Below are 21132 nucleotides of genomic sequence, written 5' to 3'. Positions count from 1 at the left end.
GGACTCGTTCGTCATGAGTTCCTTCACTTCTTCTTGGTGCCGGTCGCGCCGGCACTTGCCGCCGCGCCCTTCTCATCGCGGGAGGCCGTACCGCGCCACTGTTCGAAGTTGGTTATATCAACATCTGTCTGCGGTTTACCATCCAGCGCCAACAGCAGACCGGCTACGGCACCGGCCAATTCAAGATCACGAATGCGGGGAGCGCCGATACCGCTGCCGACCCGAGGGATCGGCATCGCCACGGTCGACGTCGTCGCACGGAACGTCGCGCCGGGGTACATCCGCTTGAGGCGCAGTTGCTGAGAATCCTGCAGCGGGAGCGGCGAGATGCGCACCGTGGACTCGGACGCCGCACCGACCTCGGTGACGCCGTACTGGCGGCACAGCAGCCGCAGCCGTGCCACCGCGACGAGCCGTTGCGCCGGCTCGGGCAGCGGACCGTACCGGTCGATGAGTTCATCGACGACCGCGCCGATACCCGCCTCGTCCGATGCGGCCGCGAGTCGCCGGTAACCCTCCAGCCGCAACCGGTCGCTGCCGATGTACTCCGGCGGCAGGTTGGCGTCGATCGGGAGATCGATCCGAACATCCTTCGGTTCCTCAACGGCAGCAACGGTTTTGCCATCCACGGCGGCGCGATAGGCCTCGACGGCCTCGCCCACCAGGCGGACGTAGAGGTCGAACCCCACCCCGGCGACGTGACCGGACTGCTCGGCGCCCAGCACGTTGCCCGCACCGCGGATCTCGAGGTCCTTCATCGCCACGGCCATGCCTGCGCCGAGTTCGTTGTTCTGGGCGATGGTGGCGAGCCGGTCATACGCGGTCTCGGTGAGCGGCACCTCCGGCGGGTACAGGAAGTAGGCGTAACCACGCTCCCTGCTGCGCCCCACGCGTCCGCGCAGCTGATGTAGCTGCGACAACCCGAACGTGTCAGCCCGCTCGACGATGAGGGTGTTCGCGTTCGAGATGTCCAGCCCCGTCTCGACGATCGTGGTGCAGACCAGGATGTCGAATTCGCGGTTCCAGAACCCCTCGACCGTCTTCTCCAACTGCTCCTCGGGCATCTGCCCGTGCGCGACGACAACACGCGCCTCAGGCACCAGCGCGCGGACCTTCGCGGCCGCCGAGTCGATCGACTTCACCCGGTTGTGGATGTAGAACGCCTGCCCGTCGCGCAGCAGTTCGCGCCGCAGGGCCGCCGCCACCTGCTTGTCGTCATGCGGCCCGACGTAGGTGAGCACGGGGTGCCGCTCCTCGGGCGGGGTGAGGATTGTCGACATCTCGCGGATGCCCGCCAGGCTCATCTCCAGGGTGCGCGGAATCGGCGTGGCACTCATCGTGAGCACATCGACGTGCGTGCGCATCGACTTGATGTGTTCCTTGTGCTCGACGCCGAAGCGCTGCTCCTCGTCGACGATGACCAGCCCGAGGTCCTTCCAGGTCACGCCCGTCTGCAGCAGTCGGTGCGTGCCGATCGCGATATCGACCGAACCGTCCTTCATGCCCTCGAGCGCCGCCCGCGAGTCGGCGGGGTCGGTGAACCGCGACAGACCCTTCACCGTCACCGGGAATCCGGCCATCCGAGCGGTGAAGGTCTGCAGGTGCTGATCGGCCAGCAGCGTCGTCGGCACCAGCACCGCGACCTGCTTGCCGTCCTGCACCGCCTTGAACGCCGCGCGCACCGCGATCTCGGTCTTGCCGTAGCCGACGTCACCGCAGATCACACGGTCCATCGGGACCGCCTTCTCCATATCGCTCTTGACTTCGGTGATGGCCGTCAGCTGATCCATCGTCTCGCTGAAGCCGAAGGCGTCCTCCATCTCGGCCTGCCACGGGGTGTCCGGTCCGAACGCGTGGCCGGGTGCGGCCTGGCGCTTGGCGTACAGCTCGACCAGTTCAGTGGCGATCTCGCGAACCGCACGGCGTGCCTTGGTCTTGGTGTTGGTCCAGTCGCTGCCGCCGAGGCGGCTCAGCGTCGGCTCCTGTCCGCCGACGTAGCGGGACAACTGATCCAGTGCGTCCATCGGCACGTACAGCTTGTCCGATCCGCCGCCACGCTTGGCCGACGCGTACTCAAGCACCAGGTACTCACGGCGGGCACCGCCGATGGTGCGCTCGGTCATCTCCACGAAGCGGCCGATGCCGTGCTGGTCGTGCACCACCATGTCGCCCGCGGTCAGTGCGAGCGGGTCGACGACGTTGCGGCGCTTGGCGGCCAGCCGCTTGCCCTCGACGGCGGCGGCACGGTTTCCGGTCAGGTCGGATTCCGTGAACACGACGAGGTTGGCCCCCGGCAGCATCGCACCGTCGTGCAGCGGCCCCTTGAGCACGCCGACGACACCTGCCTTCGGCGCCTCGCCGGACTCCAAGATCGCTGCGGTCGTGTCTGATTCGGCCAGCTGTTCCACGACGCGGTGGGCCGTGCCGGTGCCCGGGGTGACGATGACAGCCAGTCCACCGGTCGCGATATGGGCGCGCAGCATCGCGAACATCTCGTCGAGATTGTGCTGCTGACCGCGCGCGGACGGCGCCGGTCGGATGTCCAGCTCCTTCGCCGACCCGTCTCCAAGCTGGCTCAGCGTCCACCACGGGTGTCCGCCGGTGGTGGCCGCGGCCCGGACGTCTGCGAGGTCGCGGAATCCGGAGCCGTCGAGCTCCTCCAGGTCGATCGGCGCGTCGGCGCCCATGGCCGCGACCGACCACGACGCCTCGAGGAACTCCCGTCCCGTTTTGACCAGGTCCGCGGCGCGGGTCCTGACCTTCTCGGGGTCACAGATCAGCACTGGGGCGCCCGCGGGCAGGTGGTCGGACAGCAGCGACAGCTCGCCCGGCCGCAGCACCGGTAGGAGCGCCTCCATACCGTCGACGGGGATGCCCTCGGAGAGCTTGGCCATCATCTCGCCGATGGTGCCGCCGACGCGATTGTCGTCGTGGGGCTGATCCGCCGCGAATGCCGCGGCACGCTCGCGCACATCCTCGGTGAGCAGCAGCTCCCGACACGGCACGGCTACCAGCGTCTCGATCTCGATCTCGGGGATGGAGCGCTGATCGGCGATCGAGAACATCCGCATCTCGGACACCTCGTCACCCCAGAACTCGACGCGCACAGGGTGTTCGGCGGTGGGCGCGAACAGGTCGAGGATGCCGCCGCGGACCGCGAACTCGCCGCGCTTGCCGACCATGTCGACGCGTGTGTAGGCCAGCTCGACGAGCCGCTCGATCACGGCCTCGAAGTCGGCCTCGGCGCCGACGGTCAGCGTCACGGGCTCGACGGCAGCGAGGGCCGGGGGCATCGGCTGCAGGAGTGAGCGCGCCGTGGTGACCACCACCCGCAGCGGTGGACCCAGCCGGGCGTCGTCGGGATAGGCGAGTCGGCGCAGCACCATCATCCGCGCGCCGACGGTCTCGACGCCGGGAGACAGCCGCTCGTGCGGCAGGGTCTCCCAGGACGGGAACGTCGCGACGGCGCCACCGAGCACGGCCTGCAGCTCGGCGGTCAGGTCCTCTGTCTCGCGCCCCGTGGCGGTGACGACCAGCAGCGGACCCGCCTGCGCCAGTGCGGCCGCGACGAACAACCGCGCGGCCGCCGGTCCGACGAGGGCACCCTCTGTTGCGCCCTCGGCGGCGGAGGTGGTGATGTCCCGGAGACCGGGGTCAGTCAGGGCCAGCTCAACGAGCCCGGCCAACGGGGTCTGGACATGGGTGTACCCCGGTGCATTCATGGTGTCCTTCATCCTAATGAGCCGCACGGCGAGGCGCTCAACCCGCTCAACCCGTCAAAATTGCGCTGCCCGCCGTGAGGGGTTCGTCAAGATTTGCGATACCCGCCTCTTGCGGGCGCACCGTGGAGACATGACCCTTCTCGACCAGTTGCCGTCCCTGCACCGCGCCGCCCCCATGCGCATCGAACCGGCCATCTGGCCGCTGACGGCAAGGGTGGACGTGGACGGCCGGCTGTGCGTCGGCGGTGTCGCGCTGACCGATATCGCCGACGAGTTCGGCACCCCGACCTATGTCCTCGACGAGGCTGACTTCCGCCACCGCGCCGCGACCTACCGCTCCACGCTGCGGGGCATCCGGATCGTCTATGCGGGCAAGGCCCTGCTGACCACCCGCGTCGCCCGCTGGGTGGCCGATGAGCACCTCGGGCTCGACATCTGCTCGCTGGGCGAGCTGGCCGCGGGGCTCGCGGGCGGCGTGGATCCGCGCCGCATGATCTTGCACGGCAACGCGAAGACGACCGGCGAACTGCGCACCGCCACCGACGCCGGCGTCGGCCGCGTCGTCATCGACTGCGGCACCGAGATCGCGCTGCTGGCGAGCCAGCTGCGCCAGCCACAGGACGTTCTGATCCGCGTGACCCCCAACGTCGACATTCACGGCCACGCCGCGGTGACCACGGGAGTCACCGACCAGAAGTTCGGCTTCGCCATCGATGACGGTCAGGCGCTGCTGGCGATCCGTCGCGTCCTCGATCAGCCGATGCTGCGGCTCGTCGGACTGCACTGCCACCTCGGGTCCCAGGTCACCGAGGCGACGCCCTACGGCGACGCGATCCATCGGATCGTCACCCTGATGGCCGACGTCCGCGCCCGGTACGGAGTCCTGCTCTCAGAGCTGAACATCGGCGGTGGGCACGGTGTGCCGTACATCGACGGCGACGCGGGCCTCGATCTCAAGGCGCTGGCCGAGGTCATCGACGACGCACTGGACACGACGTGCGGGGCGGAACGCTTTCCGCGCCCCGTGGTCGTCGTCGAGCCGGGTCGGGCGCTGTCGGCGCGCGCCGGGGTGACGGTCTACCGGGTGGTGGCCGTGAAGCATCAGCCCGGAGGTAGGACCTTCGTGTCCGTCGACGGCGGCATGAGCGACAACCCGCGAGTGGCGCTCTACGGCGCCCGATACACCGTCACGGTCGCCAATCGTCACCCGCTCGGCCCGACGCAGCCGGTGACCGTCGTCGGGCGGTACTGCGAGGCGGGCGACGCGATCGCCCACGATGTGGCGCTGCCGGTCGACCTGCATCCCGGTGACGTCCTCGCGGTGGCGTGCACCGGCGCCTACCACCACAGCATGGCCTCGACGTTCAACATGGTCGGCCGGCCACCGGTGGTGTCGGTGCGAGACGGCCGCGCCGATCTGATGGTGCGCCGGGAGACGACGGCGGACCTGCTCCTCCGGGACGTGAACTGAGCGCTCGCGCGAAGACCCGACGGGCGGGCTGAGCGCTAGCCCTGGTGCAGGATCGGGTCGGACTCCAGGTGGGTCAACCCGTTCCACATCAGGTTGACCAGGTGGGCGGCCACCACTTCCTTCTTGGGTTCGCGGGTGTCCAGCCACCACTGCGCTGTCATCGACACCGATCCGACCAGCGCCTGGGCGTACAGCGGAGCGAGCTCGGGGTCGAGCCCGCGACGGGAGAAGTCACCGGCGAGGATCGAGGCGACCTGGCTGACCGCGTCGTTCAGCAGGCTCGAATACGTGCCGGAGCTGATGCTGGCGGGCGAGTCGCGGATCAGGATGCGGAACCCGTCGGTGCGCTCCTCGACGTAGGTCAGCAGCGCGAGTGCCACGCGTTCGACCCGGACCCGGGACCGGTTGTTGGTCAGCGACGAGGTGATGCCGTCGAGCAGCGCCGACATCTCCCGGTCGACGACCACCGCGTAGAGCCCCTCCTTACCGCCGAAGTGCTCGTAAACGACCGGTTTGGAGACATTGGCACGCTGCGCGATCTCCTCGATGGAGGTGGCGTCGTAGCCTCGCTCTGCGAAGAGCGACTTGGCGATCTCGACCAGTTGTTGACGGCGCTCGGTGCCGGTCATGCGCGCGCGAGGAGCACGCGCCTCCTTCTCCGGTGCAGCCACACTGAGGAGCCTATTCCTAGGGTCGCCTCGCACCCACTCTTCACCGATGACAACGTCGACTAAAGTCTCACCGACAGTCCGTCGTGGTGTAATCGGCAGCACCTCTGATTTTGGTTCAGATAGTTCAGGTTCGAGTCCTGGCGACGGAGCTGGTAACTGGAGTTGCCCGCCGCGCAGCCGTGTCATGCGGTGCGACGGCCTGGCCCACATCGAATCGCACAGTCGCGCGTTGGGAGTTCACATGACGACACGAGGCGAGGCCGCGGTCATCGTGCTGGCGGCCGGATCCGGCACTCGGATGCGCTCGGAGACCCCCAAGGTTCTGCATGCCCTGGCAGGCCGCAGCATGCTGTCGCACGCGCTGCACGCGGTCGCGAAGGTGGCACCCCAGCATCTGGTGGTGGTGGTCGGCCGCCAACGCGAGGCAGTCTCGGCCGCCGTCGCCGAACTCGCCGACGAGCTGGGCCGACAAATCGACATAGCGGTTCAGGACGAGCAGCTGGGCACGGGGCACGCGGTGGCCTGCGGTCTGAGCGCGCTTCCCGAGGATTTCGCAGGCACCGTCGTCATCACCGCGGGTGACGTCCCGCTGCTCGACGCGGTCACACTGGCCGAGTTGACCGACGCCCACGGTGCCGAGTCGGCCGCCGCGACAGTGCTGACCACGACGGTGCCCGATCCGACCGGCTACGGGCGCATCCTGCGCACCCAGGACCGCGAGGTCATCGGGATCGTCGAGCAGGCCGACGCCACCCCCAAACAGCGGGCGATCGGCGAGGTCAACGCCGGCGTGTATGCCTTCGACATCGCCGATCTGCGCGCCGCGCTGAGCCAGCTGCGATCCGATAACGCCCAGAGCGAGCTGTACCTGACCGACGCCATCTCGATCGTGCGGCAGAGCGGTCATGTGGTGCGCGCCCACCACATCGACGACAGCGCGCTGGTCGCCGGCGTCAACGACCGTGTCCAGCTGTCGCAGCTGGCAGCCGAGCTGAACCGCCGGATCGTGGCCCGCCATCAGCGGGCCGGGGTCACGGTGATCGACCCCGCGAGCACCTGGATCGACATCGACGTCACCGTCGGGCCGGACACCGTGATCAGGCCGGGCACCCAGCTGCTGGGCACCACCCGCATCGGCTCCGGCTGCGAGATCGGACCCGACACCACCCTGACCGACGTCACCGTCGGCGACACCGCGACCGTGGTCCGCACGCACGGCAGCTCGTCGACCATCCGCGACGCCGCCACAGTCGGTCCGTTCGCCTACCTGCGGCCGGGCACCGACCTCGGCGCTGACGGGAAGCTCGGGGCCTTCGTCGAGACCAAGAACGCGGTCATCGGCACCGGCACCAAGGTGCCGCACCTGACGTACGTCGGCGACGCCGACATCGGCGAGCACTCCAACATCGGCGCCTCCAGCGTTTTCGTCAACTACGACGGCGAGACCAAGCGGCGGACCCGGATCGGCTCGCATGTGCGCACCGGCTCGGACACGATGTTCATCGCACCGGTGGCGATCGGCGACGGCGCCTACACCGGAGCGGGCACCGTGGTGCGCGACGACGTCCCGCCGGGCGCGCTGGCGGTGTCAGCGGGCAGCCAGCGCAACATCGAGGGCTGGGTGCAGCGCAAGCGCCCAGGCAGTCCCGCCGCGGAGGCAGCCCGAAAGGCGACCGCCGAGAGCCCCGCCGACCCCGAGTCGACGCCGTAACTCGACGCCTTCCGTTGGCATTCTGGTAACCCGGCAACGCGGGCGCAGGGAAGCTACGTACGATTGCCCAGTATTTCGATCCCCGACGTCGAAGGCAGCACAGTGGGCACCGACTGGACCGACAACCGCAAAAATCTAATGCTGTTCTCGGGGCGCGCGCATCCCGAATTGGCAGAGCAGGTGGCCAAGGAGCTTGACGTTCACGTCACCGCGCAGACGGCACGCGACTTCGCCAACGGCGAGATCTTCGTCCGCTTCGAGGAATCCGTGCGCGGCTGCGACGCGTTCGTGCTGCAGAGCCATCCCGCGCCACTGAACCAGTGGCTGATGGAACAGCTCATCATGATCGACGCACTCAAGCGCGGCAGCGCCAAGCGGATCACCGCGATCCTGCCCTTCTACCCATACGCCCGCCAGGACAAGAAGCACCGCGGTCGCGAGCCCATCTCGGCGCGACTGGTCGCCGACCTCTACAAGACCGCGGGTGCCGACCGGATCGTCTCGGTGGACCTGCACACCGACCAGATCCAGGGCTTCTTCGACGGTCCGGTGGACCACATGCGTGGCCAGTCGCTGCTGTGCGGGTACATCGGCGAGAACTACGCCGATCACGACATGGTGGTCGTGTCCCCCGACTCCGGCCGCGTGCGTGTCGCCGAGAAGTGGGCCGACTCGCTTGGCGGCGTTCCGCTGGCCTTCATCCACAAGACCCGCGACCCCCTGGTGCCCAACCAGGTGAAGTCCAACCGCGTCGTCGGCGACGTGCGAGGCAAGACCTGCATCATCACCGACGACATGATCGACACCGGTGGCACCATCGCGGGCGCGGTCAAGCTGCTCAAGGAGAACGGCGCGAACGACGTCGTGATCGCCGCCACGCACGGCGTGCTGTCTGATCCCGCCCCGCAACGGCTCGCCGAATGCGGCGCCCGCGAGGTCATCGTCACCAACACGCTGCCGATCACCGAGGACAAGCAGTTCGCCCAGCTGACGGTGCTGTCGATCGCGCCCCTGCTGGCCAGCACGATCCGCGCCGTGTTCGACAACGGTTCTGTCACCAGCCTCTTCGACGGATCGGCCTAGTGTGGCCCGTATCTACCACAATCCGAAGTGCTCGACATCGCGCAAGACTCTGGACCTGTTGCGGGACAACGGCATCGAGCCGGAGATCGTGCTCTATCTGAAGACTCCGCCAACCCGCGACGAGCTCGTCACGATGATCGCCGATGCCGGGATCGATGTCCGGACAGCAGTCCGCAAGCGCGAGTCGCTCTACACCGAACTCGGCCTCGCCGACGCATCCGATGACGCCCTGCTCGACGCGATGGCGCAGCACCCGATCCTGATCGAGCGCCCGTTCGTCACGACGCCGAAGGGAACACGACTGGCCCGGCCGATCGACACGGTTCGCGAGATTCTGTGACGGTTTCAGGCGCGCGCTCCGCCTCCATCGCGGTCGCCGCCTCGGTCGCGCTCTGTGTCGCCGCCATGACCGGCTGCGGCCCCGCGACCCCGGACTACCAGTCGATCTGGTCGACGACGCCCACCACGACGACGACATCGCCAGGAGCCGAACCGCTCATCCCGTTCTCCGAGTACCTCGAGAACGTCGGCGTCACCGGCGCGCCCGTCTCCCCCGCCAAGCTCACCGACCTGACCGTGGACGTTCCCAGCCCGCAGGGGTGGCAGCCCTATGTCAACGCCAACCTGTCGCCGGGCACCAGGACCATCGCCAAGGGCGATACCTACCCGACCGCGATGATCATCGTGTTCGAGCTCAACGGCGACTTCGACGTCGCCAAGGCGCTCAAGCACGCGGACGCCGACGCGAAGATGTCGGAGAACTTCAAGGAACTCAACGCATCCGACGCGGACTTCCGTGGCTTCCCGTCGTCGATGATCGAGGGCTCCTACGACCTCAACGGGCAGCGCATGCAGAGCTACAACCGCATCGTCATCGCGACCGGGACACCGGTGCGACCGGGCGTGCCCGGACAGCGCTACCTCGTTCAGTTGACCGTGACGAGCTTCGCCGACCAGGCGCAGGCCAACGGCCCCGACATCGAGAAGATCATCAAGGGTTTCACGGTCGCGGCGAAGTAGCCGGTCTCCCAACTACGCTTCAGCAATGAGCGACTGGACCGCTGCAGACCTGCCCTCGTTCGCTGGACGCACCGTCATCGTCACAGGCGCCAACAGCGGCCTCGGCGAGGTCACCGCGCGTGAGCTCGCCCGCGTCGGCGCGAACGTCATCCTCGCGGTCCGCAACACCGCCAAGGGTGACGCCGCCGCGGCGGGCATGACCGGCGCGGTGGAGGTCCGCCAGCTCGACCTGCAGGATCTCGCGTCGGTCCGCGCGTTCGCCGACGGCGTCGAGAAGGTGGACGTGCTGATCAACAACGCGGGCATCATGGCCGTCCCGTACGCGCAGACCGTGGACGGGTTCGAGAGCCAGATCGGCACCAACCACCTGGGCCACTTCGCACTGACCAACCTTCTGCTGCCCAAGGTCTCCGACCGCGTGGTGACGGTGTCCTCGATGATGCATCTACTCGGTGTCATCAGCCTCAAGGACCTGAACTGGAAGTCCCGGCCATACCTCGCCTGGCCGGCCTACGGGCAGTCCAAGCTGGCCAACCTGCTGTTCACCAAGGAGCTGCAACGCAGGCTGGACCGGGCTGGATCACCATTGCGCGCCGTGGCCTGCCACCCCGGCTACTCGGCCACCAATCTGCAGGGCCATACCGGCAATGCGCTGGGCACCAAGGTGTGGCTGGCGGCCAACAAGCTGGCCACCGATGCCGACTTCGGTGCCCGCCAGACACTGTTCGCGGCGTCCCAGGACGTGGCAGGCAACTCCTTCATTGGGCCGCGCTTCGCGATGAGGGGCCCAACCCAACCGGTTGCGCGCAGTCCGCTGGCGAGCAGCGCCAAGACCGCCGAAGCACTGTGGGACCTGTCCGCGCAGCTCACGGGTACTGAATTTCCGCTGTAGCACGCTCGTGCGCTAGCCTTGCGGGCGATCACGGCGAGGGTGGCCAGGCCACCGTTATCGACGGGAACCTCCGCGCAACTGCGCGTGACCCTGGCCGTGCGACCACCGCATAGGCACAGGAGCAAATCACATGGCCAAGACCCAGGCCCACAGCGCCAACAATCTGACCGCCAAGGTCCGCGAGAAGACCGGCAAGGGCGCGTCGCGTCAGGCCCGTCGCGATGGCCAGGTCCCCGCCGTGCTGTACGGCCACGGCGCCGAGCCCCAGCACCTGGTTCTGCCGGCCCGCGAGTTCGCCGCCGTCCTGCGCAACTTCGGCACCAACGCGGTGCTGACGCTCGACATCGACGGCAAGGAAGCCCTGGCGCTGCCGAAGGCGATCGAGGTCCACCCGATCCGCCGCAACATCCAGCACGTCGACCTCATCATCGTCCGTCGCGGCGAGAAGGTGACCGTCGAGGTCCACGTCGCCGTCGAGGGTGACGCCGGCCCGGACACCCTGGTCAACCAGGAGACCAGCACCATCGAGATCGAGTCCGACGCCATGTCGATCCCCGAGAGCCTCACGCTGTCGGTCGAGGGCGCCGCCGCAGGAACCCAGTTCACTGCCGCGCAGGTTCCGCTGCCCGACGGCGTGTCGCTGATCTCCGATCCCGAGCTGCTCGTCGTCAACGTGATCCCGGCGCCGACCGCGGCAGACCTCGAGAGCGAGGGTGGCGGCGAGGCCGCTGAGGGTGCCACCGAGGCCCCCGCCGAAGGTGACGCCGAGGCCGAGTCCGCGTCCGAGTAACCCCCCAGTAGAGCGGATCTGAGATCGTGGCCGAACCGCTGCTGGTGGTCGGCCTGGGCAATCCCGGACCGCAGTACGCCACCACCCGGCACAACCTCGGCTTTCTTGTCGCCGACATCCTCGCCGATCGCATCGGCTCGGGGTTCAAGGTGCACAAGAAGTCGGGGGCCGAGGTGGTGACGGGCCGCCTCGGCGACCGATCGGTCGTGCTGGCCAAGCCCCGTACCTACATGAACGAGTCGGGGCGCCAGGTCGGGCCGTTGGCGAACTTCTATTCGGTGGCCCCGGCCGATGTGATCATCATTCACGACGAACTCGACATCGACTTCGGCCGGATCAGGTTGAAGTTCGGCGGTGGGGCCGCCGGCCACAACGGTCTGCGCTCGGTCAGTTCAGCGCTGGGCACCAATGACTTTCAGCGCGTGCGGATCGGCGTCGGCCGCCCACCGGGGCGCAAGTCGGGGGCGGCTTTCGTGTTGGAGAACTTCACCTCGACAGAGCGGCCCGAGGTCGGCACGATCTGCGAGCAGGCCGCCGACGCCACCGAACTCCTGATCCGCGATGGCCTGGAGTCGGCCCAGAATCTCGTCCACGCCTGGGCCTGAGCCAGCTCTCCCCCTATTCTTCTTCGCCGAGACTGCTGTGAGATCGCGAATTCGAGCATTTCGACGCGCTCACAGCAGTCTCAGCGGACACCCCGGATTCCGCTGTCGACGATCTTGATCGGCTTGTGCGGGAAACGCTTCTCGGCGTAACTCTTGGCCTCCGAATCCGGTAGCACGTAGAGGGTTTCGCTCTTGTCCTGCAGCGGTCGCAGCACAGTGGCCATGAACGCCTTGCGATCGTCGAGATAGGGGCCGATGACCTCCTCGCCCGCCGGACAGACCGCGAGGCAGTAGGCGGCCTTGTAGTTAGCCTTGAAGGACAGGCTCTGCCACATCGATGCGTTCTCCGAATCGCTGACGCGACTGCGGAAGTCGGCAGCGTCCTCGCTGTCGGCGATGGTCTGCGCCCAGTCGGTGAAACCGCCCATGAACTCGCGGTAGTTGTGCACCGAGCACGCGACGAAGTCGAACTCCCCGTTCTTCCCGATCGCGCCGACCGGGCACGCCGCGACGCAGATCTTGCACTCCAGGCACGGCGAGTAGTCCAGCGGCTCACCGTAACTCGACATCGGTGCGTCCACGACGATAGTGGCGAGCAGGATGAAGTTGCCGAACCGGGGATGGATGACGTTGCGATGGATGCCCATCACACCGAGCCCAGCGGCGACCGCGACCGGCTTGTGCGCGATCACCCAGATCCGCCCCGGGTAGCGGTCCATCTCCATCGGGAACGTCGCCGACGGGTTGAGTGCGCGATAGCCCGTGTCCTGCAGTACACGGGTGATGCGGTGCGCCGCCTCGTTGATGATCTCGCCGCTGCGGTGAAACTCCTGGTTGGCAACGCTTCTGGCAGTCGAGCGGACGTTGTCGCGGTTCATCTTGACCACCAGCGAGATGAAGCTGCGCGCACCCGGCAACGCCTCATCGGCATGCTCACGCTCGGACTCCAGCTGAGGATCGGCGACACTGGCGAACGCCGCATCGTCCGCCCCGGCCTCGAGACAGACTCGGCGCAGCCACTCAGCGTCGATCACCGCGGGGCGGTCATGTGTGCGGCCGGCCATCTTGCGCACGGTCGGGTGGTTGGCGATGCGCGGAGATATCTCAGCCGTCATATCGCTGAGTATAGTTTGATGAACTCAGGCCTTGTCAACAGGACGCGGCACGGGCCCTGGGGCAACCGAGGCTGGGGGGGTCGCTCAGTCGGAGGTCCGTCGCGCGTATGCGCGTAGCGCGAACGGAGCGATGACCGCGGTGATCGCCACCGACCACAGGATGGTGGCCAGCACCGGATGGTGCAGGGGCAGTTGCGCGTCCGGCGGCGCAGCGGGCCCGTTGCCCCACAGCTCGCGCATGGCCTGCGCCAGCGATGACACCGGATTCCACTCGGCGACCACCCGCAGCCACCGCGGCATCGGCTCGGTCGGCGCGAACGTGTTGGCCAGGAACGTGATCGGGAACAACACCGTGAACATGACGCCGTTGACGGCCTCGACCGAGCGCATGATCGAGCCGATCAGGATGCCGAACCAGATCATCCCGAACCCGAACACCAGGATCAGCGCGAACGCGAGTACGGCCTCAGCGACGCTCCCCCGGATCCGCCACCCGATGCACAACCCCGTCACTGCCATCACCACGACACCGATGGAGGAGTGCAGCAGGCTGGCCACGCTGCGGCCAATCAGCACCGCCGAGCGCCGGATCGGCAGCGACCGGAACCGGTCGATGATGCCCTTCTCCAGGTCGGCGGTGATACCGGTGGACACCACGAACGCCGTGAACACGATGGTCTGGGCCTGGATACCCGGCAGCAGGAACTCCCGGTAGGACGCGCCACCCCTGGTCGCGATCGACGCGCCGAACACGAAGGCGAACAACAGCACGAACATGATCGGCTGCACCGTGACGTCGCTCAGCATCTCAGGCATCCGCTTGGTGTGGATCATGTTCCGCTTCACCATGATCCAGGACTGCTGCGCGATATTGGTGGGGCGGATCAACGGACGCTGCGCCGCCGTGCCGGAATCGGTCTGGGATGCGACGGTGGTCATGCGGACTTCTCCTCGTCCTCGGCGCGGTGTCCGGTGAGGGACAGGAAGACGTCGTCCAGGCTGGGCCGGGACAGTCCGATGTCGTCGACCTCGATGCGATTGTCCTGCAGCCAGCCGGCCACCGTGGTCAGCGCGGCGATGCCTTCGGCCGACGCGGTGAGCTGCCGCGCGCCGGTGTCGACGTGCACCTCGGCGCCCGTGCGGAGCAGCAGGTCGCGCGCGGCTGACAGGTCCGCCGCGTGGGACACCGTCACGACGAGGCTGGCGTTGCCTGCCTGCTCCTTGAGCTGCAGCGGCGTACCCCTGGCGATGATTCGGCCGTGGTCCATCACCACGATGTCGTCGGCCAACTGGTCGGCCTCCTCGAGATACTGCGTGGTCAGCAGCAGTGTGGTGCCGGCCGCCACGAGTTCACGCAGCACCTCCCACAGATCGCTGCGGCTGCGCGGATCCAGTCCTGTGGTGGGTTCATCGAGGAACAGCACCGGCGGTGACGCGATCAGGCTGACCGCGAGGTCCAGCCGTCGCCGCATACCGCCGGAGTACGACCTCACCGGACGGTCGGCCGCGTCGGCGATCGAGAACTGCTCCAGCAGTCGGTCTCCGAGCTTGACGAGGTCCCGCCGTCCGATGCCGTAGAGGCCGCCGATCATCCGGATGTTCTCCCGGCCGGTGAGCAGCTCGTCCACGGTGGCCACCTGACCGGTCAGGCCCATGTTGCTGCGCACCTTGTCGGGCTCCGCGCGGACGTCGTACCCGGCCACCCTGGCCGTCCCGCTGGTGGGCGCCGACAGCGTCGTCATCATGCGGACCGTGGTGGTCTTGCCAGCGCCGTTCGGGCCGAGCAGCCCCATGACGGTGCCCTGCGGAACGCTGAAGCTGACGCCGTCTACGGCGGTGAAGTCACCGAAGCGCTTGACGAGATCGATGGCCTCGATGGCCGGGTCAGTCATGGTTCAACCGTAGCGACGGGTACCGACGATCTGCCATTGCTTTTCCTGCGCACGATGAGTCAGACCTGTCGCAATCACGAAACTCATCGTCAAGGGAAACTAATCGTCAAGGTTGGGCAGCGGGCCGTCAGGATTCCGTATGGACGACGGATTCCGGGCGTTCCGCGGCGTAGACCTGGACACATGAGTCACCCGACGCGCACTGCGCTCGTCCGGCGTCTGTTTGACCGTGGTCACAGCTGGGGAGCATTGGACATATCTGCCGGCCGAAGCGGTATCTCGCGGTATCACTTGGTTCTGTTCCCGCCCGGTATCTCGCGCGACGAGCGCATCGTGCTTCGCCTGTGGCGCACCTGGCCCATCTGGGGCACCGTTGCCTGGCTCCTCTCGGAGATCGTGCTGATGGCGATGTTCGGATCCATACCGGCGCTGGTGATCTCGACATCGATCTGCCTCGGCGCGGGTGCGGCGCTCATGGCGATGGCGGGGCCGGCCCGTGGCGGGGTCCGCACACTGACGGTCCTGCGCATCGCCGGCATCGACGATCCGTCGGTGAACGATGCCTTTACGCGTCTCTGCACGCTCGCGCTGGCCCTGGTTGACGCCGACGCCAGGCTCGCGTCGGGCGCGCTCAGCACCGTCGAGCACGAGGCAGTGGTGTGGCGGGTCTACGACGCCATGCCTGCGCGACAGGCCTCGGTGACGTAGACCGATAACCCTGGGATGCTGCCACACGGCCGTCGCTAGAGTTGGCTCGATGCTGGTGTGGATAAACGGGGCATTCGGTGCCGGGAAGACTCAGACGGCGTTCGAACTCCATCGCCGCGTCCACGGGTCCCATGTCGCGGACCCCGAGCTGATCGGCTTCGCCATCCACAAGATGTTGCCGGCCGGCGCACGCGAGGATTTTCAGGATCGGCCGCAGTGGCGCGCCGCTGTGGTAGCCACCCTCGCCGACGCGGTGGCGGCGCACCGGGCCGTGATGCCGGGCCCGGTGATCGTGCCGATGACGCTGGTCGAGCCGTCCTACTTCGATGAGGTGATGACCGGCCTTCGCGAGGTGGGCGTCCCGGTACGGCACTTCTCCCTCGTGGCGTCACCGGAGACCCTGCGCCGGCGTCTGCGCACCCGTGGCTCGTCCTGGCTGGGCCGAGCGGTTGGGCGTGAGGACACGTGGGCCATGGCGCAGATCGACCGTTGTGTCACGGCGCTGGCCACCGACCGGTTCGCCGATCACGTCGACACCGATCACCGCCAGATCGACGACGTGGTGGAGGATGTCGCCGCCCGCGCGGGTCTGCCGCTCGCGCAGCCCAGATTGGGCCCGGCGCGCTACCAACTACGCCGTGCGGCGGTCGGAATTCGGCATATCAGGCTCTAGGTGACCCAGTTCAGGTCGTCTCGGGCCTGATGATGAAAACGAGCAGCGTCGCTTCGCCTTGTCCGACATTGCGCAGGGAGTGCTCTTCGGCTCCCGAGATCGTCGCGATGTCGTGCGCGCCGAGATGAAGGATTCCGCTTCCTGTCTGTATCGACACCGACCCATCGAGCATGACAAAGATCTCCTGGCTCCGGGGTCCGTGAGATGAGAATGGGCCCGCACCCACGCCTGGGGGAAACGTGAATCGCACGACCTCGACCCCTGGAGTCGTGGGAAACAGCGATTCGCGTCTAACGCCAGTGGCCTCATCTGTGATCGAGGGCTGGGCGCCTCGTAGCACTTCGGACCCGGCGGGTTCCTCGACGCCACCGAGTAGTTGTGCCAGGTTGGTTCCGAGAGCATCGGCGATCTTCACAGCGATCTCAAGGCCGGGACTCCGCTCGCATCGCTCGATCTTTGACAGCGCTGCTCGCGAAACTCCGCTTCTCGATGCCAGCGCGTCGAGGGTCAGTCCGGACTGATGCCTCATCTCCCGGACTCGTTTACCGAAGGCGACTTCGTCGTGCATGATCTGCGCAGCCTACCGAAGGCGGCTGGTCTCCTTGTTGTCAGTCATGTGGACGACGACATGAGTAGTTGGCACGTCCGCCGATGAGATTCGACCTGCTGTGTGATGCACGGCAGGTCAGCTCGTCACCGGTGCTGAGGCACGCGAGACCGCGGCCGATGTTTCGGGATGCAGTCGCGGAGAGAGGAACTTCGCGCCGACAAACAACGGCGTGACGATGCAGTAAGCGAGGGTGATCGATCCAGGTAGACCCAGTTCGATGACAATCCTGTTGAGCGCCAGGGCCGTAACGGTGGCGGTGGCTGCGCCGACGATGCCGAGGATCACTGTGTAGACGGTGCGCCGCTGCACGAAGATGGCTCCGAGGGCGACGCACGTCAAGAAGCCATTCAACCCGAGCAGTCCCATGTTGATCGCGGAGGGGTCTGTGCCGAGGGCCGCCGCAGTCAACGCGGCGGTTGCCGAACCCAGGACCGCGAGTAGTGCGCTGTACCAGCAGCAGATCAGTATCCCGGTCAACACGAGCAAAGCGGCAGTGAGAGTTCCCGCAAACACCACCTGACCAATGCCATGTGCGAGGGCGTCGGCGATGTTGATGGCGGTTGGCTGATTCACTGCCACCTGGCTGACGGGTTCGCTCGTGCCGACAAGCGGGCCGGTGTGCCCACGGTCGACTGTCTGCGCAGCAAGAAGGAACCCGATGACGATGAGGTTGAACGGAATTGCCACCGGAGGGACGTTCCACCCCTTCGCCATTACGTGAATGAGACCGGCCATGACGACTGTCGACAACGCCGCGCCTGCGATCATGTAGCAGACGATCGCAACATCCCATGCCGGCGCCAGAAATGTCGCAAACCCACCGCCGACGAGCGCCCCGTTGTAGCCGTACAAGCCGGCTCGGACGTCGTGGCGATCCAATGACAGCGCTAGCGCGGTGCCCGTGGACACCATTCCAGCGAAGATGACGGAAAACCCAAGCCAGGGCGATATCGAGAAGGCGGCAGCAAGGAACAGCATCCCACTGAGGGGGTTGTTCGCGAACCCAGCCATTCCGACGCCCCGAAGCGCGGCGTCCATGAAACCAGCCAAGCTGTTGCGGCTGAGACGTTCTGCCACTTTCGGCATCGTTCCTGTGCATGCCGAACCGACGGTCAGCGACATCCGGCCCAGCGCGGCAAGGGTGCTCATCTCGCGTCCTGGAGAAGCTGTTGACAGAATTGTCCGAATGCGAGGAGGAACGCGTCGTCGAAATAGTCTGCTACAAGTTGAATTCTGTCAAAAGTGTTGTGCGAGCCGGTGTTCAGTGGGACCGTGACCGCTGGATGACCCGTATGGTCGAAGAGGGCGGTGAGTCGAACCATTGCACTGGTCGCAAACGTCGGCGTTCCGTCGAGGTCGATCTCGTACTGACCGGCCGAGGGAATGTCGACGAGAAGCGTCGGCAATGCCAGCACATCACATGTGCCGAGCTGCTTGCTGACTGCGCCGGCAAGCTCGGCGCGTACGCGTTGAGCCTGGAGGTACTGCCCGGCGGTCACGGCAGGCTGGCCCCAGATGAACTCGTGGAGGCCAGGGCCGTAGCGGTTCTCACTGCGACCGAACCTCCCGTCGTGGTAGCCACGCATCTCCGTGCGCAGGATCGCCTGATGCACGTCGGCGACCACGTCGAGATCAGGAAGCGTGACATCGACGCGACGCATACCGAGCGACTCCAGCGCGTGCACTGATCGCCAGTACTCGCCTTCTGAGCGGGTGCCGTGGAAGCGAAGATTCGTCGGTACACCGATTCGGAGGTCCGTCGGCGCCGGGATCGATCGGACGTCGACGGGCGAGCCGCCGGTCAGCAACCCGCCGAGAACGACAGCGCTGTCCTCCACGGTGCGTGTGATTATCCCGAGATGATCAAGCGAGTGTGCGAGCGGCAACACTCCGTCGAGGGGCAGCAGTGAGCGGGTGGGCTTCAACCCGGTGACGTGACAGCAGTGAGCGGGAATGCGCACGCTGCCGCCGGTGTCGGTAGCGAGATCGGCAAAGGACATACCCGTCCGAACGGCGACCGCGGACCCGCAGCTGGAGCCACCTGCGGTCAGATTCTCAGACACGGGGTTCAGGACAGGTCCGGTTGTGGTCAGGGCGAATTCGTCGAGAGCGGTCTTACCCACGATGACAGCGCCTTGCTGCCGCAGGGTCGCAACCGCCGCCGCGTCTTGAGCTGCTCGCTGGCCGGACAGGACAGCTGATCCGGCCTCCCACTGCAATCCCTCGGCGGCGATGATGTCCTTGACGGAGACGGCTATGCCGTCGAGGGGGCCGTGGCTGACGGCTCGCCGGTACCGATCCTCCGAGGCGGCTGCGGCTTTGAGAGCGCCCTCACGATCCACCTCGACAAACGCGCCGAGGCGCGCATTGCTCTCGATACGGTCGAGGGCTGCACGGGTGACGGCTACCGGTGACACGTCTCCTGATAGGAACAACCGGCGCACGTACGTCGTCGACCGGCTCAGCAGTTGGGCGACGTCGCCGTCACATGGTTCGACCGGCAGTTCTTTCACGCTCATCGGCTCAGCCCGTATCCGCGAGCGCTCCAGACATTGGTGCCGCCGACCCATGTCTGCACCACGGAGGCCGAGCTGACACTGTCGGGATTCTCGACGATGTTCGTGTCGAGCACGGTGAAATCGGCCAGCATCCCAGGTTTCAGTTGCCCTTTGAGGTGCTGCTCGCCGGTGGCAACGGCCGAGCCGATGGTGTACATGGAGAGGGCTTCGCGGATCGAGAGTCGTTGGTCCGCACCGTGCACCGTTCCGTCGGTCGCAGAGGCGCGAGTGAGTAGCGATTGCAGAGCAGTCAAGGGTTCAACCGGGGTCGTTGGGTAGTCCGACGATCCGCCGACGGTGATGCCGCTGTCAAGGAAGGCCTTGTGCGGAAGGATCTGAGCAGTACGTTCGCGGCCGTAGTATTCCACCATGTGACTGGCATGCTGCCGGATGGCGCCGCTGAAGGGAACGGGCGTGGTGCCCGAGCGTTTGATCCGCTCGAGCAAGGTGGCGTCGACCATGCTGCAGTGCTCAATTCTATGATTGATGCCGTTCCTGGGATCACGGCTTCTGGCGAGTTCAATCGCATCGAGAACTTCCGATATCGCTCGATCGCCGTTGGCATGAACACAGATCCGATTACCTGATTCGTGTACATCGCTTACGAGTTGGTTGAACTCGCCGCGGTCAACCAACTGCAGACCGTTGTCGCTGCCCGTACCGCTGGCATAGGCCTGGGTGCACAGGCACGTTCCGCCGCTCAGTGCCCCGTCGTACATGACCTTGACGCCCACGAAGCGGAGATGCTCGTCACCGAAACCCGAACGCAGGCCCAGCTGTGCGATGCTCTCGAAATACGTGCTCCACAGCAGCATCCCCACTCGAGGTGTCAGTTGTCCCCGTGCCCGGGCGGCCTCGTAGGTCCGCCATATGCGAGGGGTGACGATGGCGTCGCAATACGAGGTGATGCCGACGGAGTGCAGGAAGTCGTTCTCCTCCACCAGCGCGTCGACGAGCATGTCCTGCGGTAGGTCCGCGACCCAGGGGGTCTGACCGGTGGCCGCCCAGTACGGGTTGAGAAAGGCCTGCTCGATAAGCCAGCCGTCGAGACGTCCCGCACTGTCTCGACCGTACTCGCCACCGACGGGATCCAGCGTGTGGTCGTCGACGTCGAGCAGTCGAAGCGCAGCAGTGTTGACCACAGCGATATGCCAGTTGAACAGCACCACAGCGATCGGCTTCGTCGTGGAGATTCGGTCGAGCATATGGCGATCAATACGAGGCTCATTGCGCGGTAGGCGGTTTGGATTGAATCCCGCCGCGAAGATCCACTCACCGTCCGCGACAGAGTCGGCACGGTCCTTGAGGCGAGACAGGAGGTCCTCGACGGTGGTGACGGTCGCAGGCGATACGTCCAAGCGAAGACGCGTCTCGGAGGTGACCGACGGATGGCAGTGCGCGTCGTTGAAGCCGGGCACGATGTGGGCGTCGGGAAGATCGACGACCTCCGCAGCGGCAAACTGGTCGCGCAGATCACGCAGCGTTCCGACCGCGGCCACCCGGTCGCCCAGGACTGCCATCGCCTCCACGTCAGCGCCTGCGAGAGTGGTGATTTGACTCGCCGCGACGATGAATGGGTTTGAGGTAGACGTCATGATTCTCCTGTCACAG

19 protein-coding genes and 1 tRNA gene are annotated in these 21132 nt (G+C 66.6%); 11 read left to right on the top strand and 9 right to left on the bottom strand.

Annotation, left to right across the window (positions count from 1 at the left end):
- Nucleotides 1–23: 23 nt before the first annotated feature.
- On the bottom strand, nucleotides 24–3722 hold the full coding sequence (mfd, locus tag ACZY0X_RS09415) for a transcription-repair coupling factor (RefSeq protein ID WP_463769678.1): 3699 nt from the start codon (nucleotides 3720–3722) through the stop codon (nucleotides 24–26).
- 130 nt (nucleotides 3723–3852) lie between these two features.
- On the opposite strand from mfd, the gene lysA reads away from it, so the two are divergent.
- Nucleotides 3853–5193, top strand: a complete 1341-nt coding sequence (gene lysA, locus ACZY0X_RS09410; RefSeq protein ID WP_463769676.1) for a diaminopimelate decarboxylase — start codon at nucleotides 3853–3855, stop codon at nucleotides 5191–5193.
- Between the two features lie 35 nt (nucleotides 5194–5228).
- Here lysA and ACZY0X_RS09405 read toward each other — a convergent pair whose 3' ends face one another.
- On the bottom strand, nucleotides 5229–5822 hold the full coding sequence (locus tag ACZY0X_RS09405) for a TetR/AcrR family transcriptional regulator (protein WP_241405503.1): 594 nt from the start codon (nucleotides 5820–5822) through the stop codon (nucleotides 5229–5231).
- Between the two features lie 119 nt (nucleotides 5823–5941).
- On the opposite strand from ACZY0X_RS09405, the gene ACZY0X_RS09400 reads away from it, so the two are divergent.
- The 8 genes from ACZY0X_RS09400 to pth all read left to right on the top strand — a co-directional run bounded on the left by ACZY0X_RS09400 (nucleotide 5942) and on the right by pth (nucleotide 11965).
- Nucleotides 5942–6013, top strand: a tRNA-Gln gene (locus ACZY0X_RS09400).
- Between the two features lie 92 nt (nucleotides 6014–6105).
- On the top strand, nucleotides 6106–7575 hold the full coding sequence (glmU, locus tag ACZY0X_RS09395) for a bifunctional UDP-N-acetylglucosamine diphosphorylase/glucosamine-1-phosphate N-acetyltransferase GlmU (RefSeq protein ID WP_463769674.1): 1470 nt from the start codon (nucleotides 6106–6108) through the stop codon (nucleotides 7573–7575).
- A 102-nt stretch (nucleotides 7576–7677) separates the two neighbouring features.
- The gene (locus ACZY0X_RS09390) at nucleotides 7678–8658 is read left to right on the top strand and encodes a ribose-phosphate diphosphokinase (protein WP_463770592.1); all 981 of its coding nucleotides are present in this window, start codon (nucleotides 7678–7680) and stop codon (nucleotides 8656–8658) included.
- Between the two features lies 1 nt (nucleotide 8659).
- A complete protein-coding gene (gene arsC / locus ACZY0X_RS09385) occupies nucleotides 8660–8998 on the top strand; it encodes an arsenate reductase (glutaredoxin) (protein WP_463769672.1) in 339 nt (112 codons plus the stop codon).
- 65 nt (nucleotides 8999–9063) lie between these two features.
- Nucleotides 9064–9678 carry an LpqN/LpqT family lipoprotein gene (locus tag ACZY0X_RS09380; protein ID WP_463770591.1) on the top strand — a complete coding sequence of 205 codons (615 nt, stop codon included), beginning with the start codon at nucleotides 9064–9066 and terminating at the stop codon, nucleotides 9676–9678.
- A gap of 25 nt (nucleotides 9679–9703) precedes the next feature.
- Nucleotides 9704–10570, top strand: coding sequence for an oxidoreductase (locus tag ACZY0X_RS09375; RefSeq protein ID WP_463769670.1), 867 nt, complete (start codon nucleotides 9704–9706; stop codon nucleotides 10568–10570).
- 130 nt (nucleotides 10571–10700) lie between these two features.
- Complete coding sequence (locus tag ACZY0X_RS09370) at nucleotides 10701–11360, top strand: 50S ribosomal protein L25/general stress protein Ctc (protein WP_463769668.1); 660 nt, start codon at nucleotides 10701–10703, stop codon at nucleotides 11358–11360.
- Between the two features lie 26 nt (nucleotides 11361–11386).
- Nucleotides 11387–11965 carry an aminoacyl-tRNA hydrolase gene (gene pth, locus ACZY0X_RS09365; RefSeq protein WP_241403508.1) on the top strand — a complete coding sequence of 193 codons (579 nt, stop codon included), beginning with the start codon at nucleotides 11387–11389 and terminating at the stop codon, nucleotides 11963–11965.
- An 80-nt stretch (nucleotides 11966–12045) separates the two neighbouring features.
- On the opposite strand, the gene ACZY0X_RS09360 is transcribed toward pth, so the two are convergent.
- The 3 genes from ACZY0X_RS09360 to ACZY0X_RS09350 form a co-directional block, all read right to left on the bottom strand.
- Nucleotides 12046–13080: a 4Fe-4S binding protein gene (locus ACZY0X_RS09360; RefSeq protein ID WP_463769666.1), complete on the bottom strand. Its 1035-nt coding sequence runs from the start codon at nucleotides 13078–13080 to the stop codon at nucleotides 12046–12048.
- Between the two features lie 84 nt (nucleotides 13081–13164).
- Entirely contained in the window at nucleotides 13165–14019 is an 855-nt protein-coding gene (locus ACZY0X_RS09355; RefSeq protein WP_463769664.1) for an ABC transporter permease, read from the bottom strand.
- Complete coding sequence (locus tag ACZY0X_RS09350) at nucleotides 14016–14972, bottom strand: ATP-binding cassette domain-containing protein (protein WP_463769662.1); 957 nt, start codon at nucleotides 14970–14972, stop codon at nucleotides 14016–14018. Before ACZY0X_RS09350 ends, ACZY0X_RS09355 begins: the two co-directional genes overlap by 4 nt.
- A 183-nt stretch (nucleotides 14973–15155) precedes the next feature.
- On the opposite strand from ACZY0X_RS09350, the gene ACZY0X_RS09345 reads away from it, so the two are divergent.
- Both ACZY0X_RS09345 and ACZY0X_RS09340 read left to right on the top strand, forming a co-directional pair.
- On the top strand, nucleotides 15156–15680 hold the full coding sequence (locus tag ACZY0X_RS09345) for a DUF6611 family protein (RefSeq protein ID WP_463769660.1): 525 nt from the start codon (nucleotides 15156–15158) through the stop codon (nucleotides 15678–15680).
- A gap of 49 nt (nucleotides 15681–15729) precedes the next feature.
- Nucleotides 15730–16353: an AAA family ATPase gene (locus tag ACZY0X_RS09340; protein ID WP_463769658.1), complete on the top strand. Its 624-nt coding sequence runs from the start codon at nucleotides 15730–15732 to the stop codon at nucleotides 16351–16353.
- A 10-nt stretch (nucleotides 16354–16363) separates the two neighbouring features.
- On the opposite strand, the gene ACZY0X_RS09335 is transcribed toward ACZY0X_RS09340, so the two are convergent.
- The 4 genes from ACZY0X_RS09335 to ACZY0X_RS09320 all read right to left on the bottom strand — a co-directional run bounded on the left by ACZY0X_RS09335 (nucleotide 16364) and on the right by ACZY0X_RS09320 (nucleotide 21116).
- A complete protein-coding gene (locus ACZY0X_RS09335; RefSeq protein ID WP_463769656.1) occupies nucleotides 16364–16921 on the bottom strand; it encodes a helix-turn-helix domain-containing protein in 558 nt (185 codons plus the stop codon).
- A 117-nt stretch (nucleotides 16922–17038) separates the two neighbouring features.
- Nucleotides 17039–18112, bottom strand: a complete 1074-nt coding sequence (locus tag ACZY0X_RS09330) for an urea transporter (protein ID WP_463769654.1) — start codon at nucleotides 18110–18112, stop codon at nucleotides 17039–17041.
- On the bottom strand, nucleotides 18109–19482 hold the full coding sequence (locus ACZY0X_RS09325) for an amidase (protein ID WP_463769652.1): 1374 nt from the start codon (nucleotides 19480–19482) through the stop codon (nucleotides 18109–18111). Before ACZY0X_RS09325 ends, ACZY0X_RS09330 begins: the two co-directional genes overlap by 4 nt.
- Nucleotides 19479–21116 carry an amidohydrolase gene (locus ACZY0X_RS09320; protein ID WP_463769650.1) on the bottom strand — a complete coding sequence of 546 codons (1638 nt, stop codon included), beginning with the start codon at nucleotides 21114–21116 and terminating at the stop codon, nucleotides 19479–19481. The genes ACZY0X_RS09325 and ACZY0X_RS09320 overlap by 4 nt, the downstream gene beginning before the upstream one ends.
- Nucleotides 21117–21132 lie beyond the last annotated feature (16 nt).

It is taken from the genome of Mycobacterium sp. IDUB_39 (assembly GCF_055419205.1).
This window is presented reverse-complemented; position numbering and strand designations above follow the sequence as displayed.